Source organism: Acinetobacter sp. CIP 64.7, assembly GCF_000369745.1.
Classification (GTDB): Bacteria; Pseudomonadota; Gammaproteobacteria; order Pseudomonadales; family Moraxellaceae; genus Acinetobacter; species Acinetobacter fasciculus.
In genome coordinates, this window is the sequence record NZ_KB850179.1 from 1,507,064 (window position 1) to 1,526,081 (window position 19,018).

Sequence of the window (19,018 nt, forward strand, 5' to 3'; positions counted from 1 at the left end):
TACCTATGCCTGCAAGGAGAGGACTTTAAGGAACTTACATCTCAACCATTTCTACCCCATCAATGCGTGCCACAGTCATCAAGTCTTTATCACCACGACCTGAAACCGTCGCAATAATAATTTGATCCTTGTCCATAGTCGGTGCAAGTTTAGTGACATAAGCCATAGCATGTGCGCTTTCTAACGCCGGAATAATGCCTTCAATCTTGGTCAAGTCGCGGAAACCTTGTAGGGCTTCTTGGTCATTAATTGGTACGTATTTAACACGATCCATATCTTTCAGGAAGCTATGTTCCGGACCCACACCCGGATAATCCAGACCTGCAGAAATTGAATGGGTTTCGATGATCTGGCCTTGCGCATCCGACATCAGATAAGTACGGTTACCATGCAGAACACCGACATGACCGGCATTCAATGGCGCAGAATGTTTACCTGATTCAATCCCATGACCTGCTGCTTCAACGCCGTACATTTTCACATCTTGGTCATTCAGGAATGGATAGAACAAGCCCATTGCATTAGATCCACCACCGACACATGCTACCAGTGCATCTGGCAGACGGCCAGCCTGTTCCAGAATCTGACGGCGTGCTTCACGACCAATGATCGACTGGAAATCACGAACCAGTTGCGGATATGGGTGTGGACCTGCCACAGTACCAATCACGTAATAAGTTGAATCAACATTGGTCACCCAGTCACGCATGGCTTCATTCATGGCATCTTTCAATGTTTTGGAGCCACTTTCTACCGGCACAACCGTCGCGCCTAATAAACGCATACGGTAGACGTTCATCGCCTGACGTTTTACATCGTCTGCGCCCATGAATACTACACATTCAAGACCTAAACGTGCTGCAATTGTTGCCGTTGCTACACCATGCTGGCCTGCACCTGTTTCGGCAATAATACGTTTCTTGCCGGAAAGCTTCGCCAGTAAGGCCTGACCGATTGTGTTATTTACTTTGTGCGAACCGGTATGGTTCAGGTCTTCACGTTTCAGGTAAATCTGTGCGCCACCCAACTCTTTCGACCATCGTTCAGCATGATATAAAGGACTCGGACGACCGACGTAAAACGCCATGTCACGGTCAAATTCTGCCAAAAACTGCGCATCATCTTTCATACGGAAATAGAGCTTTTCCAAGTCTTCTAAAGCCGCCATGAGTGTTTCTGACACAAAACGTCCGCCATGAATACCGAAATGCCCGCGTTCATCCGGGAATTGGGTATAGTCAACTGCCTGACTGTTCTGGCTAGTACTTTGCTGATCCACGATGGACTCCTTGCATAAAGCGTTCTATGAGTTGTTGGTCTTTAATACCTTTTGCGGACTCGACACCGCCACTCACATCGACGGCATACGCCTGTGTGGTGAGAATTGCCTGTTCAATATTGTCAGGATTTAAACCGCCTGCCAAGATCAAGGGAATATCGAGTTTGGGAAATGTGTCCCAATCGAAGCTGTGCCCTGTGCCACCTTTCAGATCAGGATGCCATGCATCTAATAGCACTGCGCTTGCGCCTGCATCTTGATAACCTTGAATTTCTGCGACTGCATCCAGATCAGGTTTTACCTGAATGGCTTTATACCAACGGCGTCCGACCTGCTGGGCGATAGCCTGACACTGTTCAGGTGTTTCATCGCCATGAAATTGTAAAATATCCAGTGGAACGGTTTTCAGAATATCCTGAATTTCATCTGCATGACTATTCACAAATAAACCTACGGCCTGCACATACGCCGGAATCGCCCGGATCAGGATTTCAACCTGCTCTAAAGTGACATGACGCGGACTCGGTGGATAAAATACAAATCCTATCGCGTCACAGCCAGCATTGGCTACGGCATGTACATCTTCGACTCGGGTAATTCCACAAATTTTGGCACGGGTTCGCATATTATGTTGGCTCTAGATCTACCAATGTATTGAACAATCTGTAAGATTGGGGCAAATCATTGTAATGCAATTTTTCTGAATTGCGTAAAAGTTCATCCGGATTATTCTCTATGCAGATTGTATATAACTCATACTGACTTTATACTGCGCTCACTTTGCAGCAAGTCCAAGCCTTCAGGCTTTAGGGAAGCTGGTGTAAATCCAGCACTGCCCCCGCAACGGTAAAAAATGAAACGTCTATCAATTTAAACTCTTTGGTTTACACCACTGCATCTTGATGTGGGAAGGTGGATATACAGCAAAGTCGCTGCTTTGCACATTTAAGTCCGGAAACCTGCTTGCTGTGTTCTATAACTCAATCATTCACGGGGAAGTGAATGTAGGGAGCTTTAACATGTCACTTCATTGTCAACCTACTGCCTTGGTAGGTGCGATCGCACTTGCGTTGGGTACCACTTCATCTGTTTTTGCTAACGAGCAAAAAGTTGCGAAAGCATCTTTAGATACCATTGTGGTTACAGCAACTCGTTCTGCAGAAAACATTGAAAATGTCCCTGCACGCATCTCGATTATTGAGCCTGCAATTCTTGAGCAATCATCGATTACATCACTTCCAGAACTATTAAAGAATGATGCATCTATCAACATGGTTCAAGCAGGAGGTATTGGTCAACAATCATCGATCTTCTTACGTGGTACTGAATCAGATCATACCCTCGTATTACGTGATGGTGTTCGACTTAACACAGCAACATCTAACGCAGCATCTTTGGCTTTTATTGATACCACTGATATCAAACAAGTTGAAGTATTAAAAGGTCCTGCCTCTGTACTTTATGGCTCAGATGCGATTGGCGGTGTTGTTCAAATCATTACCCAAGCCCCTAAAAAGTCGGGTGGATTTGTTACAGGCGAAATCGGTGAAAATAAAACGTATAAATCTGTAGTTGGGGCTGATTTAGCAGAAAATGGGATCTATACTCAAATCCGCGGTCAACGCCTTGAAACTGATGGTACGATTGTCACAGATATTCCCAACACTCCCAAAGCAAGTTTTGATCAAAAAGGTTTTACCACCAAATTAGGCATTGATAAAGCCCAATACAACGCAAGTATCGAATACAGTGAAAATCAAGGCTCAAGCCAATACGATGATTATGGTGCACAACGCTCTCATAACTTTGAAAATAAATTATTCACTGCAAAGAGTGCACTCAAATTAAATGATCAGTGGGAGCTTAATGCGCGCTACTCTAAATTTGAAGACAACCTTGTCCAAAATGATTTAACTGATATATATAATTGGGTACAAGATGAAATTACAGGTAATTGGAATTCTACCTATGTTGGCTCAGAAATTGACTACACTTTAAATGAACGTCAAGAATATGACCTGAATGCTCGATGGAAGCTAACACCGCATCAAAATATATTAATTGGTGGAACGATTAACAAATCAGATGTTAATAGTCTAAGTTATGGAACTGAATATAATACGTCATTAGATTCAAATGGATATTATGTTCAACATCAATTTAATAATGATAAATTGAATACTCAATTGGGTATTCGCTTAGAAGATAATAAGCAGTTTGGCGAACATACTGTAGGTCAAGCTGCACTTCGTTATAAACTTACATCAGATACAAGTGTATATACCAATATCGGTACTGCTTTTAGAGCACCAAGTGCAAATGATTTATACAGCTCATCAGGTAATCCAAATTTAGAACCAGAGGAAAGCATTTCATATGAAATTGGTTTAAATCAAAATTATTCACATGGTTTTAGCTCTGAATTTAGCTTATATCGTAATGAAATTGAAAACTTGATCACCTATAAAGCAGGCGAAAATCAAAACATTAAAAAAGCGATTCTGACAGGATTTGAATCAGCATTGAAATGGCAAGCTGATCAATTCTATACACGTCTATCATATAGCTATGTTCAACCTAAAGATGACTCAGATAATCGTGATCTCGTTCGTCGCCCACGTCACCATGCTACTGCAACTGTAGGTATGACGAATGAAAACTATGGCTTGGGCTTGTCTTTAAATGCAAAATCTAGTTCCAAAGATTGGGACTACAAACATGATAATCCAGGTTATATGACAGCAGATTTCAATGCTCATTGGAATCTAAATCCATCTGTTAAGCTTTTCACAAATATTCAGAATATGGGCGACACTAAATTCAAAACTTCATATCAAGATTATGGAAACTACTACTTAAATGGGGGTCGTCTTGCTTCTGCCGGTGTGACCTTTAAATACTAAGTTCAACCTTTTTAGAAATACTTTTGAGAATCATGTCATGTCTATGGCATGATTCTTTTTATATTCAGCATTTAAAAAATTAAGGAATTCAAATGGGCCACCGTTTAAGTAAAATTTACACGCGCACAGGCGATTCAGGCACTACCGGACTCGGTGATGGCTCACGTGTTGCCAAAGATGATTTACGTATTGATGCACTCGGCGATGTCGACGAACTGAATGCCGTGATTGGCGTATTACGCGCACAAATTTCAGCAAGCACTATTAAAGATCAAGCCGCTTGGGATAAATCTTTAAGCCTGATTCAGCACTGGCTATTTGATCTGGGCGGCGAAGTCTGCATTCCGGGTTTTAATCTGGTGCAACCGGTATCGATTGAGTTTTTGGAAAATGATATCGACCGAATGAATGCGGCCTTACCAATGCTCAAAGATTTTATTCTGCCGGCAGGCACATTGGTATGTAGTTTTGCCCATCAGGCTCGTGCGGTTTGCCGTCGTGCAGAACGCAGCGTAATGTCAGTTCATCACCGTGACCAAAATATTCAGGCAGCGTCACTGCAACTACTTAACCGTTTATCGGACTGGTTATTTGTAGCATCACGCATCCTGCAACGAAGCGAGGGCGGTTCCGAAGTGCTGTGGCAAAAAAATATCAATGACAGCATCGAAAAGTAAAATTATGTTTCAAGTTAGCATCTGAAAATACCCATCAGATGTCTCTTGATTTTACAGAGCATCTGACGAAAATAGAAAGTGTCATCCTTCTGTCACGTAGCCCTCGCAAAATGAACTTAACTTTCCCACTCATGAGCATCTTATGCGCATAATTGGTCATCGTGGTGCACGTGGCGAAGCCCCTGAAAATACCTTGGGCGGTTTTCAATATATTCAGGAGATCGGCATTCGCGCCGTTGAGTTTGATGTCCGTCAACTCAAAGACAATGCCTTAATCATCATGCATGATGACAACTTTGTGCGTACCACCGGTTTGCAGAAGCATCTATACGAGTGTAACCGTCAAGATCTTACCCAATATAATCACGCAATGGCCTGGTCAGAATGGAATAAAATCGAAGCGACCCCACTGCTCGATCAAACCTTAAATGTCATTCGAAATTTTGAGCATATTGAAGTCGAAATTAAAAGTGTTGACTCTGAAGCAGCAGCTGAAAAAATCGCGTTTGAAGTCGAACAGCAGTTACAAGGTTATGAGCAGGCAGCCATTATTACCAGCTTTGATGCCAAAATTCTGGATGCTTTCAAACAGCATAACTCACGTTTAAAACGCGGTTTATTGATTGAAACCGATGTCAAACATCAAGCCATTGATCAGGCGCTGGAACTTGGGTGCTGTCATATTGGCTGGATGGATGAACTGGCCAGTAAAGACCTGATTCAAGCCACGCAGGCTGCCGAGTTGAATATCAGTGTCTGGACAGTCAATGATGTCACCCGTGCCAAACAGCTGCGAGACTGGGGGATTCAGGGGCTAATTACCGATTATCCAAAACTGATGCTACAACAACTCTAAGACAACCTCTTTTAGCCTTGATTGATCTAGGTATTTCTTGATCCAGTCCATTTCGAAAATGTAATAATGAAAGTGTGAATCTTCCTTAATCAGATTTTATTTGAAAGTGAAATTAAGTTGCCCAACCTCTATATTCTGCAAATTTCCTGATAATATTGTAGAAATTATGAACAACTATTTTCCTCTGATTCATTCGGTTTCCATTTTCTGAAAGAGTGATAATCCTCAGTCACTTAGTCGGAAATCAGAACCCGTCTACGCTCGCAAAATGGTCACTTCTGCCCTACTTATTCTGTTACCGACAAGTACAATACAACCGTACAATCATGCTAGTGATGCCTTAGGGCACATGCTAATATGGACAAGATAGGCTGCTGTTAAAACCAACAGTAGTTTCTGCTTTTTGTTATACCTTCCGAGGTTCTAGGAGTGCTGTTGGAGATGAATGCTCCCTTACCCAAAGCCCCCATCAACTGGATTGCTGTGTTTGCATTGGTATTTTTACCGATCGTAGCCCTGATTGCGATTCCGTTGTATGCGTATCACCATGATTTTAGCGCTGCCGCTTGGATCAGTATGTTTGTTTTACTGGGCGTAAGCAGCCTCGGCATTACAGCAGGATACCATCGCCTGTGGGCACATCGTGCTTATGAAGCCACTTTACCATTAAAAATCATCTTGATGATTATGGGTACATTTGCTGTACAGAATAGTATTTTATTCTGGGCATCTGGTCACCGTACCCATCACCGTCATGTCGATGATGTTGATCAAGACCCGTACTCGATCAATAAAGGCTTCTGGTATGCACATATTGGCTGGATGTTACGTGATTATCCATCTGGTGCTGCCAACTATAAAAATGCGCCAGATCTATTAAAAGATAAAGTGGTGATGTTTCAGGACAAATACTACGTTCCTTTAGTGATTACTGTTCATGCTGCGATTTTATTGCCAATTGGCTGGGCAGTCGGCGATGTCTGGGGCGTATTGCTGTTGGGTGGATTAATGCGTTTAATCCTGAGCCATCATGTAACCTTCTTCATTAACTCGCTATGCCACATGTGGGGAAATCGTCCTTATACCGACGAAAATACTGCACGTGACAACTTCGTACTCGCGGTTGCAACTTGGGGTGAGGGTTATCATAACTATCACCACATTTTCCAATACGATTACCGTAACGGCGTAAAATGGTGGCAATACGATCCAACTAAATGGTTGATCTGGACTTGTTCTAAACTTGGTTTAGCTAAAAACTTGCGCCGCATTCCTAGCTTTAATATCAAAAAAGCGGAATTGGCAATGAAGTTTAAATATGCTGAACAGGATCTTGCGGTATATGGCCATGATGTTTCTGAAGATATCTCGGCGGTAAAAACCAAGATCGCACAGGAATATGATGCATTTACCCAAACTTTAAATGACTGGGCGAAGCTGAAAGAACAGGAAATTCAGGTCAAGAAAGCATCGATGGCTGAAAAAATCCATCAGATGGATGACAAGCTGAAAGTTGAATTCCAGCTGGTTGAACAGCGTCTTTCTCATCATCGTCAAACCTTGAATCTACTGGTTCGTAATTTGAAAAAATCTGCAGTTTCTCAATAAAAGCTGTTGAACACTAAAGCCCCGATTGGGGCTTTTTTTATGTCCGAAAGATAACGTGAACTCTCGCTTATACAACAGTTTTATACAGCTATCTTTGTTATAGTAAATTTATTCCAATCCTGTACTGATGCCATGTATTTTAACTCTCGCTATCAAACACTGCCCGCCCGCCTCTATCACCATCAAGTTCCGCTGCCGTTAAAAGGTGCGAAAGCCGGACATTTTAATGCAGCTTTAGCAGAGCAACTGCAATGGTCGGATGAAGACAAGGCGCAATGGGTCGAGATTTGTAGTGGTCAGAAAGTTTTTACTGAATTTGAACCCTTGGCTATGGTCTATGCAGGTCATCAGTTTGGACAATGGGCAGGACAGTTGGGAGATGGTCGCGGGTTGTTGATTGCGCAAATTCTGGATAAAAATAATCAGACCATTGACCTGCATTTAAAAGGTGCTGGTGCAACCCCTTATTCACGCATGGGCGATGGTCGTGCAGTACTGCGTTCAGTCATTCGTGAGTATCTGGCAGGTCATGCCTTAAATGCTTTAGGTGTAGCATCCAGTAATGCAGTTGGTTTTACTTCATCAATCCAAGGTATTCAGCGTGAGAAGCTAGAGCCGGGCGCGATGATGTTGCGTACTTCAGACTGTCATATCCGTTTCGGCCATTTTGAATGGATCAATCAGTATCAGCCAGATCTACTAGCTGAATTTATCCAGAAATGTATCGAATGGCATTATCCAGAATGCCTGCAAGCCGAACAGCCGATTCTGAGCTTTGCCACAAAAGTTATTCAGCGCACTGCGGTGATGATTGCCAAATGGCAACTGGTTGGTTTTGCACATGGCGTGATGAATACTGACAACCTGAATATTACCGGTTCAACTTTGGACTTTGGTCCTTATGGCTTTATGGAGCGCTTCCGTCCGAACTGGATCAATAACCACTCGGATTATCAAGGGCGTTATACCTATCAGCAGCAGCCAAGTATCGGACATTGGAATTTGTGGCAATGGTTAAACAATCTGGTCCCGCTCTGCCCTACAGATTATGACAAAGAACAATGGAAACAGGATTTAGCTGCATGTCTGGAGCATTATGAACCAACATTCTTGGAACATTATAAACATGGTTTAAACCAGAAAATGGGCTTGCCAAGTTTCCATAAAGACAGTTTTGACTGCGCTATGGCCTTTCTGCGAATTTTGCAAAGTGAGCAACTAGACTATACCCAGAGTTTTATCGGGTTGCAAAATAAAGACTATGAAGCCCTTAAAGATGATTGTCTGGACCGACGCCAGTTTGAAGCATTCCTGGCGCAATATAGATCTATCCGTGAACACCAGGATATAGAAGAATTGGATGCCGCCATGCAACTGGCCAATCCGCATTATATTCTGCGGAATCATATGGCACAGAAAGCCATTGAACTGGCAGAGCGGGATGATTTTTCTGAAGTAGACCGTCTGTTTAAATTACTCAGTCAGCCTTACCTGAAACAGCCCGATTTGGAACAGCCTGAAGATTTAGCGCCATTGCCAAGTGATGTGCCTGAAGTGATGGTGAGTTGTTCGTCTTAATAAATAGACTCAAAAAACATGCAAAAAATTGATCAAACTAAATTGACACATGAAATTATTGAAACAGCATATAAGCTGCTTACTCACAAACTCGCATTTGGAGGATTAATTACACATAACGAAAGTGCTTTCCAATTAGAATTAGGACATATTTTAAAAACACTTGGGCAGTTGTATGAGTTTAGGTTAAGCGACAAATTCCATTTAGAGTTTGAAACATTTTTACCTTTAAAAACAACGAGTATTAAGAGTCAATCTGAGCGAGCAAGAATTGATATTTTAATTCGTTATCAAGATGGTGATCATCAAACTTGTGCTGCTATAGAACTAAAATTCTTTAAGAAAAGTAACCATCGGGAACCTAACAACCGTTAAGATGTCTTTAAAGATCTTTCAAATTTAGAACTTTACAAGAGAAATGGAATCGACATTTGTTATTTCATTCTCGCAACTGATCATGCCCACTATTGCAACCAAATAAAATATTCGGATGATACCCGTGATTTTGATTTCAGGCATAAAAGTACGTACAAAGAAGGAACGATATTAAGTTATAGAACTCCTAAGCCTTACGGAAACGATATTACACTCATGCAAGACTATGAGTTTTTATGGGACCAGATTAACGATTTATATTTTCTGAAAGTACAAGTTTAAATAAATGTGGATGGTTAATAATAACATCCACATTTATTTTTTAATCAATCTTCAGGATATTCAAAACGGTAGCCCACACCATACACCGCCTGAATCCACTCATGACGGTTGCCGGTTTCAGCTGCATCGGAAATCTTGCGGCGCAAATTCTTGATATGACTGTCAATGACACGGTCTGCCACATCAAAACTGTCCGGATTAATATGATCCAGCAATTGCGCACGTGAATAGACCTGTCCGACATGCTCCACGAATAACTCCAGCAAACGGAATTCGGTCGGCGTTAAATTCAAGGCTTTTTGTTGATACCAGATGCGCTGTTGTGATTTGTCCATACGGAATAAGTCATTGCTTTCCGGTTCTGATTTACGATCCAGACGACGTAACACAGCCTGTACGCGCGCAACCAGTTCTTTCGGACTAAATGGTTTACAGAGATAATCATCTGCACCCATATTCAGACCCAACACACGGTCAATTTCTTCAGTACGCGCGGTCACCATGATAATTGGCAAATCCGACTGTTCACGGACTTTACGGCAAATGGTCAGACCATCCATACGCGGCACCATCAAGTCCAAAATCATCAGACTCGGTTTACGCTGGGTAAAACTGTTATATGCTTCCTGCCCATCATGAAACATACTGACCTCAAAACCAGCAGCTTCCAGATAGTCTCGCACCAACTGTGCAAGTTCGATTTCATCTTCAACCAGCATGACATGTTTCATCAATATATTTCCTTTATGGTTTCACTTGTTTAGGAAAGCTCAGCTTGCATCGTAAACCACCCAGTGGTGAATGTGCAAAGCTTAAGCTGCCGCCCAGCGCCTGCGTAATTTTACATGATAATGCCAAACCCAGTCCGGTTCCGCCAGTCGCCCGGGTACGAGAATCATCGACACGGTAGAAACGCTCACCAATACGCGCCAGTTGTTCATCAGTCAGACCAAACGGACTATCATCGATATATAAGGTCCATTCTTTATCATCTTGTGTCGTATGAATATGCACCTGCCCGCCTGCTTCAGTATAGCGAATACTGTTACTGAGCAAGTTCGCCACAATCTGTTTAAAACGATCCAGATCCAGATTTAACTCAGTCCCCTCACCGTCTGCATTGACCGTCAATTCAGCCTGCTCAAAATTCGGCTGGAAGTTGATGAGTTCCTGCTGCACCACCTCCCACGGATTCACCGTCGAAAAATAGAATTGTAATTGCTGGGCATCGGCCTGTGCCAGCGCGGCCAGATCTTGGGTCAGTTTTTTCAAGCTGTTTACCTGAGCCAGCATGGATGCAAAATGTTCAGGCGTTGGTTTACGAATCCCGTCCTGCATCGCTTCAATCTGTGCCTGTAAGACTGCTAGTGGCGTTTTTAACTCATGCGAGGTATCTGCCACCCACTGACGGCGTGAGGTTTCATGCTGATCCAGAATCACCGCCAATGCATTTAATTCATTGGATAAATCACCTAATTCATCATTCCGGTTCACTTTAACCTGATATTGATAATTTCCTTGGGTCAAGGCACGTGTACCATTGAGCAAACGTTGAATCGGCTTTTTAAAATAAGTCGCCAATAACAAGGACGCAATCAGACTCGCCAAAATACTGAGTGCATAAACCAGAAATAAATAACGCTTCTGGTTACTAAAGAAATTGATACTTAAGGCATCATCCTGATCCAGAACCGGTTTTAAGCCCAAATAGCCGACAATCTGGTTATTCACCATAATTGGGCGATAAGAGACCTGCTCATCCGAAGCCTCACCGACCACAAAACGACGCTTGGCATCATACAGAGAAAGACGTGAACTGAGACCAAGACGATCCGGCATCTGGATAAACTGTTTCTTGCCGGTCGGCTGCTGTGCTGGCTGTTCCCCATTCTTGCGATCAGCCCTAAACAGATTCTGATTGGAGCTGAGCGGGAATTTCAAGCCTTCAAAGGGCTGAAACTGTGAAGGCAAATTAGATGCCAGCACACGTAATTCTTCTTCATTGACCTGACGTTGTGGCAGCGCCGGATCTACCATACTGGGTGCGACCTGAGCCAGAGTCTGTTCCTGAAAATAACGCTGCTGCAAGGCAATATCATACTGACGGCGTAACCACCAGCGTGACAAACGGTCATAATCATCCGGTGCGGCTTCACCTTCCATCTGGAGGATCTGTGCCTGAATCGCATTGCCCCAGTCCTGATAGACTGCATAGACATCTGCCAGATTTTCAATCACATAATCCAGCTTCTGCATTTCGACATCAGCGACATAACGGGCGAAATTACGCTGCATATTCAGATGCAATACACCCAGACTTACCGTGGTAATGACCAGCGTGGTCAACAGCACGGTCAAAAATAGACGTAATGCAATGGGAATGCGGCGAATGTTCAAAATAGAAATCTCAATTTTTCTTCTATATTCATTATTGTAGCGAACACCGCAGCAAAAAACTCTTCATTGTTTCTTCATCTTTATTGTTTAATCTTTATCTGACATAGAATCAGCTTCTTGACGGGGATAAATACAATGCAAACCATGACAAAAATAGCTTTAATCAGTGCAAGTGTTTTATCAATGGGTGCGTTGACTGCCTGTCAATCCACCAGTAATGTCCCAAACAATGATCACCCCCATATGATGAAACATCATGAAGGCAAAAAACAGCATCTAACTCCCGAACAGCGTGAACAGTTTAAGGCAAAGCGTGCAGAACGCATGCAGTTTGCCAAACAGCTTCAACAGGCCTGCGACAATAAAGCTGTGGGCTCGGCTGTTCAAATCAAGACTGGCGATAAAACCATAGACGGCACCTGCAAGATGGTCTTTAAAGCAGATCATAAAGAGATGAAAAGCCATCGCGACATGAAAGCTGAGCATCGTCCGATGCGTGCCGATATGCGTAGAGGCATGATGCACGGTGAAGTCTTGACGGATGCCAAACGTGCAGAATTGACTAAACAGTTTGATCAGCGCCTCGCTCAACACCAGGCACATCAACAAGCCATGCTACAAGCCTGTCAAAGCAAAAAAGACGGGACTGCTGCACAGATCAAGATGGGTGAACAAACCATCAATGGCAAATGTCATGTCCGTTTCCAGCCTACAGTCTCTGCTTATTAATGCATAGGAATCAAGGCTTCACGACTAGCACCTTCGGGTGCTTTTTTATTGCGTGCTCTTTCATGCATACAGTTGACTATTCCTTTCCTGCAGAATATGACTAAAGTCTTTATACTCAAGACCTTTAATGCATCATACAGATTAATCTTTGACTTTACAGTCACCAAGAAAACACCCCGAAAAGCTTGTACCGCAGGGGAAGTTGTTGCACGATTAGATCATTCCAAACCGTGTCAATGAAGACAGGTTTTAGTTCATCTAAGATTATAACGCTGGTTCAACCAGTATTGAGGAAACCGATATGCCACAATACAAAGCGCCTTTACGTGATATGCAATTTGTGTTGCATGAATTATTAAATGCTGAACAACACTATGCAAATCTCCCTGCATTCCAAGAAAACGTAAGCCGTGAGCTAGTAGATCAGTACTTAGAAGCTGCGGCCGACTTCTGTGAAAACGAATTGTCTCCGATCAACCAGACCGGTGACCGTGAAGGTTGTACCTGGAATGACGGCGTTGTCACGACTCCGACTGGCTTTAAAGAAGCGTACCAAAAATACATCGAACTTGGCTTTCCATCGCTGTCTGCTGAAGAACAATATGGCGGTCAAGCTCTACCTGTTTCTCTAGGAAACGTGATTTCAGAAATGATAGGTACAGCAAACTGGGCATGGGGCATGTACCCAGGTCTTTCTCATGGTGCCGTACGTACTTTAGAACATCACGGTTCAGATGAACAAAAAGACGCTTACCTGCCTAAACTGGTTTCAGGTGAATGGACGGGTACCATGTGTTTAACCGAATCACATGCAGGTTCTGATTTAGGTATTATTCGCACCAAGGCCGAACCTCAGGCCGACGGTAGTTATGCCATCACTGGCGAGAAAATTTTTATCTCTGCTGGCGAACATGACATGGCAGAAAACATCGTGCACATTGTATTGGCACGTTTGCCAGGTGCACCTAAAGGCACCAAAGGTATTTCTTTATTTATCGTACCGAAGTTCAATGTAAATGCAGATGGCTCTTTAGGAGAGCGTAACGCAGTTCGTTGTGGTTCTATCGAACATAAAATGGGAATTCATGGTAACGCCACCTGTGTGCTAAACTTTCAAAACGCGAAAGGTTTTCTGATTGGACCTGAAAACCGCGGCCTGAACTGCATGTTCACGTTCATGAACACAGCACGTATCGGTACAGCAGTTCAAGGTCTTGCAGCATCTGAAGGTTCATTCCAAGGCGCGCTTGCATACGCAAAAGATCGTCTGGCAATGCGCTCTCTTTCTGGCCCGAAAGTACCTGAAAAAGAAGCAGATCCAATCATTGTGCATCCTGCGGTACGCAACATGCTGTTGACGCAAAAAGCATTTGCAGAAGGTGGTCGCGCGCTAGTGTATCTATTGTGTCTACATGCAGATATCGTTGAACAAGCGGCAACAGAAGAGGAACGTAAAGCTTCTGACAACATCTTATCGCTCCTAACTCCAATCGCAAAAGCGTTCTTAACCGAAACAGGTTCAGAGTCTGCAAAACATGGCGTTCAAGTGTTAGGTGGGCATGGTTTTATTTCTGAATATGGTATGGAGCAAATTGTACGTGATACACGCATCTCTACTATTTATGAAGGAACAACCGAGATCCAATCACTTGACTTGTTAGGCCGTAAAGTATTGGGTACGCAAGGTGCAATGTTGAAAGACTTCACTAAGATCATCCATAAATTTGCTGAAGCGCACAAAGACAATGCTGCAATGAAAGAATTCATTGAACCATTGGCTGCCTTGAACAAAGAATGGGGCGACCTGACTATGCAAATTGGTATGCGTGCAATGCAAAACCCTGAAGAAGTCGGTGCGGCTGCAGTGGATTACCTGTACTTCTCTGGTTATGTCACTCTAGCTTACCTATGGGCACGTATGGCATTGGTTGCTCAGGAGCAACTGGCTGCGGGCACCACTGAGGTTGATTTCTACAATGCCAAAGTGACGACAGCACGCTTCTACTTCAAGAAAATCCTGCCACGCGTTCGTTCACACGTTGAAGTGATTGCGACAGGTGTAGAGCCATTGATGAACCTGGATGCGGAACACTTTGCATTCTAAGTTAGTCTCAGACTAGCTACATTTCAGAAAAAGGACGGTCAATCAACAGGCAGTCCTTTTTCTTTATAAAGAGTTACAGAATTAACCTTTAGTCGTCTAACATTCAGATTTTGAGTGTTTTAGACTGATTAAAACTCATTTAATCAAACAATAAACAGGTGACACACCATGCCAATTTATAACGCGCCACTTGCCGATATGAAATTCATCCTGAACGATGTCTTCAATGCAGAACAATTCTGGCAGGCCAATGAAAATCTAGCGCATCTGGATGCTGCGACAGCAGAAGCGATTCTTGAAGAAATGGCAAAATTTTCTCAAAACGTCATGCTTCCTCTGAACCGTACCGGCGATGAAGAAGGCGCAAAAATTGAAAATGGTAATGTGACCACACCTGCTGGCTTTAAAGAAGCGTTCAAACAATATGCAGAAGGTGGCTGGATTGGTCTGGGCGCAGATATGGAATGGGGCGGCCAGGAAATGCCGAAAATGCTAACGGTACTTTCTGATGAAATGCTGTTCGCGACCAACCCATCTTTCATGCTCTATCCACTGCTTTCTGTTGGTGCAGGCATGGCGCTGAACAGCTACGCTTCACAAGCACAAAAAGAAACCTATTTACCTAAAATTTATTCAGGTGAATGGTCAGGCACGATGTGCTTAACCGAGCCACATGCCGGTACTGATCTGGGTATTATCAAGACCAAAGCTGAACGTAACGAAGACGGCACTTATAGCATCAGCGGCACCAAGATTTTCATCACGGGTGGTGATCATGACCTGGCGGAAAATATTATTCACCTCGTTCTAGCGAAAACCCCAGATGCGCCTGCCGGCTCTCGTGGTATTTCCCTGTTCATCGTACCGAAATTCTTGGTGAATGAAGATGGTTCTATTGGCGAACGTAACCCGGTCGGCCCAGGTTCAATCGAACACAAGATGGGGATCAAGGCATCTGCGACTTGTGTAATGAACTTTGACGGTGCCAAAGGTTACCTGGTTGGTAAAGAAAACGAAGGTCTGGCTGCGATGTTCGTGATGATGAACTACGAACGTCTGTCGATGGGTATCCAAGGCCTAGGTGCTTCTGAATTCGCTTATCAAAACGCTGCGCAATATGCGACAGACCGTTTACAGGGTCGCAGCGCGGCTGGCGTTCAATCACCAAACAAACCTGCGGACAGTATTCTAGTGCATGGTGATGTACGCCGTATGCTGCTGAATGTACGTGCCAATAATGAAGCTTCACGTGCATTCGCCGTGTATGTAGGTCAACAGTTGGATATCACCAAATTCTCGACTGATCCTGAAGCGGTGAAAAAAGCCAATGACCGTGTTGCGCTATTAACACCAATCGCGAAAGCGTATTTAACGGATACCGCATTCCAAGCGACATTAGATGCACAAATGGTCTTCGGTGGTCATGGCTATATCCGTGAATGGGGCTTGGAGCAATGTATCCGTGACCTGCGTATTTCCCAGATCTATGAAGGCACCAACGGCGTACAGTCACAAGATTTGATCGGCCGTAAAACCATTAAATGTGGCGGCGAATATATCTCTGAATATATCTCTGAAATCCGTGACTTTGCCAATAGTCTGGATGCAGACCTGAACTTCATTAAAGATGCCACACTGGATGCAGCGACTGAAGTTGAATCAGTGACTCAGTATATTCTGGAAGCAGCAAGAGAAAGTCATGACTTTCCGAATGCGACCGCAGTCGACTATCTGCACGCTGTAGGTCTGTTGAGTTTCTCTTATATGTTTGCGCGCATTGCCAATGCAGCGAAAAATAAAGAGGGTGATTTCTATCAGAACAAACTCGCTTTGGCACGTTATTTTGTGCAACGCATTCTGCCTGAACTGGCATTACGCATTACTAAAGTGAAATCAGGTTCTGACGTCATCATGAACTTCTCTGAAGATTATTTCACGACTCAAGCTTAAGCTGAAAATCTGCAATAAAAACGCCTGCATCAGCAGGCGTTTTTTATGAAAATGCAACAATTAAACTTTTTGAATTAGCAAGGTATCCGTCTGATTATTGCTTTTCGGATTCGAATGTTTATTCACAATTTTGATATTCCCCTCTGACTCTAAAGACTCGCAGAGCTCCACCACCTTTTGCATATCTTCAGCCTTAATGCCTACGCCGAGGATTAATTTTTTTCCGGCTTCTAATTGGCTAATTTTTGTTTGAATTTTATCTAACACTTTTTTCTCCTATTTATTCAATGTTACCACCCATACAATATAGCAATTTAGTCTAAAAAAAGCGCAAAAGTTCAAATAATTTAATCTTTATTTTTCATTCAATCATTCTGTGCATGATCTTTGCACGTTATTCTGCAACTATCTTTATTTCACATGAAAAATCAGGAGGATAATATGTCTAAATCACGTCCGAAAATTGAAAAATTTGAAGCTCTCCTCGACCGTCTTGGCAATCTTGCTGTAGAAAGCTTTCATTATATTGCGCTGTTTATTATTGGCTGTATGGTGATCTGGTCCGCTGGCCATACCGTCATTGACATTCTGACCGTGAAACAGTTCGCCACCATTGACGACATTCTTCTGTTGTTTATTTATCTGGAACTTGGTGCCATGGTCGGCATCTATTTCAAAACCAACCATATGCCAGTACGTTTCCTGATTTATATTGCCATTACTGCACTGACCCGTTTGCTGATTGCAGATATTCAACACACGCATAAAGCCAGCATGGATCTGGTGATTATTACCGGTTCGATTCTGATTCTGGCCTTTGCGATATTAGTGGTGCGCTATGCCTCATGGACTTATCCATCCGTGATTCGTGACAAACATAGTGAAAAGCCATTACCCCTTGGCAAAACACCGCGTCCAGAAGATGATGAATTGGCATAGTCTTTTAAGCCCTCTTTTTTTTGCACTTCAGCTTAAAGTAATACTTAAGCCTCGTTTAGGGTTTTGGGAGATTTATCTCAAGCAATCTCTCCCTTGCGTAGCAGTGCTACTCATCTCCTCACAGGAGAGGGAACTATTTTGGTCTTTTTGAGTTATTGACGTTTATAACTGAATTATCCGTTCAGAGTTTAGAGCAGTTTAACGATTCGGCACCAGCACATAGCGTCCGTTTTCATAAATCCAGTAGCTGCCACGCGGTGGTGCTGGTAACCCTAAACGCTGCCAATCGGTAATTACCGTATATCTCGAACTTTCAATCCGGGCAACATTCGGATCACCATTGACCCAGCTATAACTATTCGAATTTTGATAAATAGTGGTCGGTGCCTGATACTGAATGTTTAATCCACTTTGACTCTGTGCAGGTGGATAGCCCCAATATGGTGGTCGTTGCGGGTAATGTGGTCTTGGTGGCAGCGGACGTTGCGGATAATGCTGCCGTGGTGGATCATAAGATCGTGGTGCGCTGCGATACTTCGGTACAGATCGGTCTACACCACCATAACCCACCCAAGCATTGCCAGCCATACTTTGTGTAGAAGCTCCCAATAGCAATGCAGCGAATATTGCACTCAAGAATACTATTTTCATCTGCGCTTCCTGTTAATACCTTGTCTATATTTTAAACAAAATAGATGCAGAAAATATGGATAAGGCTGCTGAGCCTGCAATTTTTTGTAATGTGCTTGCCTATTTTCAATCTAGCGGGCTCATCGGCATCCTGTGGCTTTATGCTAAAATCACTTTTTTAATGTTTCGAGTTGAATACTGTGTCTGATTTAAATTTCGATCGTTTGCATGAATATTTTTCTAAAGTGCCGAGTGTTCAGAAAGAACGGATTGATAGCTATGGTTCAGATGGCAAGCAGGCATGGTGGTTTAAATTTCAGATCAATGTAGATCATCCGCTGGCTTGGCAAACTGTGCAAGAACTAGGTCATGTCCTGAACTATATTTCTAAAAATGAACGTCTTCCAACTCAGTTCCTTCCAGTTTCTCCACCGCCATATATGAATGGTATAGCCAAAGATTTCCTGTCTTGGGTGATCCAGTGTAATCACGCAGATTTCCCGCCAGATGTGGTTTGTGACTGGTTAGAAGCGCGTTTGCCAAATCCGGTCGATGATGAAGCGCAATGGAAAATTAAAACCGATATTTCTGAGCTGGATCAATTAACGGATAAAGAGCTGGATCAGCTGGTTCCGCCAAATCCAGAATCAAAAAGCTGATAATAAAAAATCTTCCTAAATCCCTCTTTTTTTAAAGAGGGACTTTCCTCCC

The 19,018-nt window shown here is 43.1% G+C and carries 17 protein-coding genes and 1 riboswitch; of the genes, 11 read left to right on the top strand and 6 right to left on the bottom strand.

The window, feature by feature from the left end:
* Positions 1 to 34 precede the first annotated feature (34 nt).
* Together trpB and F890_RS13810 are read right to left on the bottom strand one after the other, a co-directional pair.
* The gene (gene trpB, locus F890_RS13805) at positions 35 to 1,279 is read right to left on the bottom strand and encodes a tryptophan synthase subunit beta (protein ID WP_004732965.1); all 1,245 of its coding nucleotides are present in this window, start codon (positions 1,277 to 1,279) and stop codon (positions 35 to 37) included.
* Positions 1,260 to 1,904, bottom strand: coding sequence for a phosphoribosylanthranilate isomerase (locus F890_RS13810; protein WP_005267427.1), 645 nt, complete (start codon positions 1,902 to 1,904; stop codon positions 1,260 to 1,262). Before F890_RS13810 ends, trpB begins: the two co-directional genes overlap by 20 nt.
* Before the next feature lie 145 nt (positions 1,905 to 2,049).
* Positions 2,050 to 2,261, top strand: a riboswitch (cobalamin riboswitch).
* Positions 2,262 to 2,298: 37 nt separating this feature from the next.
* Between F890_RS13810 and F890_RS13815 the strand changes: the two genes are divergently transcribed.
* The 6 genes from F890_RS13815 to F890_RS13840 all read left to right on the top strand — a co-directional run bounded on the left by F890_RS13815 (position 2,299) and on the right by F890_RS13840 (position 9,276).
* Positions 2,299 to 4,182, top strand: coding sequence for a TonB-dependent receptor plug domain-containing protein (locus tag F890_RS13815; RefSeq protein WP_005267428.1), 1,884 nt, complete (start codon positions 2,299 to 2,301; stop codon positions 4,180 to 4,182).
* Between the two features lie 92 nt (positions 4,183 to 4,274).
* The gene (locus F890_RS13820) at positions 4,275 to 4,859 is read left to right on the top strand and encodes a cob(I)yrinic acid a,c-diamide adenosyltransferase (RefSeq protein ID WP_005267433.1); all 585 of its coding nucleotides are present in this window, start codon (positions 4,275 to 4,277) and stop codon (positions 4,857 to 4,859) included.
* Between the two features lie 142 nt (positions 4,860 to 5,001).
* A complete protein-coding gene (locus tag F890_RS13825; protein ID WP_005267434.1) occupies positions 5,002 to 5,715 on the top strand; it encodes a glycerophosphodiester phosphodiesterase in 714 nt (237 codons plus the stop codon).
* A gap of 441 nt (positions 5,716 to 6,156) precedes the next feature.
* Positions 6,157 to 7,323: an acyl-CoA desaturase gene (locus F890_RS13830; RefSeq protein WP_005267436.1), complete on the top strand. Its 1,167-nt coding sequence runs from the start codon at positions 6,157 to 6,159 to the stop codon at positions 7,321 to 7,323.
* Between the two features lie 132 nt (positions 7,324 to 7,455).
* Positions 7,456 to 8,901: a protein adenylyltransferase SelO gene (locus F890_RS13835; protein WP_005261870.1), complete on the top strand. Its 1,446-nt coding sequence runs from the start codon at positions 7,456 to 7,458 to the stop codon at positions 8,899 to 8,901.
* Between the two features lie 18 nt (positions 8,902 to 8,919).
* A complete protein-coding gene (locus tag F890_RS13840) occupies positions 8,920 to 9,276 on the top strand; it encodes a hypothetical protein (RefSeq protein ID WP_005261868.1) in 357 nt (118 codons plus the stop codon).
* A 326-nt stretch (positions 9,277 to 9,602) separates the two neighbouring features.
* On the opposite strand, the gene F890_RS13845 is transcribed toward F890_RS13840, so the two are convergent.
* Together F890_RS13845 and baeS are read right to left on the bottom strand one after the other, a co-directional pair.
* A complete protein-coding gene (locus F890_RS13845; protein ID WP_005261866.1) occupies positions 9,603 to 10,289 on the bottom strand; it encodes a response regulator in 687 nt (228 codons plus the stop codon).
* Between the two features lie 13 nt (positions 10,290 to 10,302).
* Positions 10,303 to 11,955, bottom strand: coding sequence for a sensor histidine kinase efflux regulator BaeS (gene baeS, locus F890_RS13850; protein WP_005261864.1), 1,653 nt, complete (start codon positions 11,953 to 11,955; stop codon positions 10,303 to 10,305).
* A 135-nt stretch (positions 11,956 to 12,090) separates the two neighbouring features.
* Between baeS and F890_RS13855 the strand changes: the two genes are divergently transcribed.
* The 3 genes from F890_RS13855 to F890_RS13865 all read left to right on the top strand — a co-directional run bounded on the left by F890_RS13855 (position 12,091) and on the right by F890_RS13865 (position 16,738).
* Positions 12,091 to 12,684, top strand: a complete 594-nt coding sequence (locus F890_RS13855) for a hypothetical protein (protein WP_005261862.1) — start codon at positions 12,091 to 12,093, stop codon at positions 12,682 to 12,684.
* Positions 12,685 to 12,985: 301 nt separating this feature from the next.
* Entirely contained in the window at positions 12,986 to 14,788 is a 1,803-nt protein-coding gene (locus F890_RS13860) for an acyl-CoA dehydrogenase C-terminal domain-containing protein (protein WP_005261860.1), read from the top strand.
* 168 nt (positions 14,789 to 14,956) lie between these two features.
* Positions 14,957 to 16,738 (top strand): acyl-CoA dehydrogenase C-terminal domain-containing protein, encoded by a 1,782-nt coding sequence (locus F890_RS13865; RefSeq protein WP_005261858.1) that lies wholly within the window; start codon positions 14,957 to 14,959, stop codon positions 16,736 to 16,738.
* A 60-nt stretch (positions 16,739 to 16,798) separates the two neighbouring features.
* On the opposite strand, the gene F890_RS13870 is transcribed toward F890_RS13865, so the two are convergent.
* Positions 16,799 to 17,005: a hypothetical protein gene (locus F890_RS13870; protein ID WP_005261855.1), complete on the bottom strand. Its 207-nt coding sequence runs from the start codon at positions 17,003 to 17,005 to the stop codon at positions 16,799 to 16,801.
* A 174-nt stretch (positions 17,006 to 17,179) separates the two neighbouring features.
* Here F890_RS13870 and F890_RS13875 point away from each other — a divergent pair, with 174 nt between their 5' ends.
* Positions 17,180 to 17,677 (top strand): phosphate-starvation-inducible protein PsiE, encoded by a 498-nt coding sequence (locus F890_RS13875; protein WP_004647497.1) that lies wholly within the window; start codon positions 17,180 to 17,182, stop codon positions 17,675 to 17,677.
* 198 nt (positions 17,678 to 17,875) lie between these two features.
* Here the strand turns inward: F890_RS13875 and F890_RS13880 are convergent, their stop codons facing one another.
* The gene (locus tag F890_RS13880; protein WP_005261853.1) at positions 17,876 to 18,328 is read right to left on the bottom strand and encodes an RcnB family protein; all 453 of its coding nucleotides are present in this window, start codon (positions 18,326 to 18,328) and stop codon (positions 17,876 to 17,878) included.
* A 179-nt stretch (positions 18,329 to 18,507) separates the two neighbouring features.
* On the opposite strand from F890_RS13880, the gene F890_RS13885 reads away from it, so the two are divergent.
* A complete protein-coding gene (locus F890_RS13885; RefSeq protein WP_004732999.1) occupies positions 18,508 to 18,966 on the top strand; it encodes a hypothetical protein in 459 nt (152 codons plus the stop codon).
* The last annotated feature ends 52 nt before the right edge of the window (positions 18,967 to 19,018 follow it).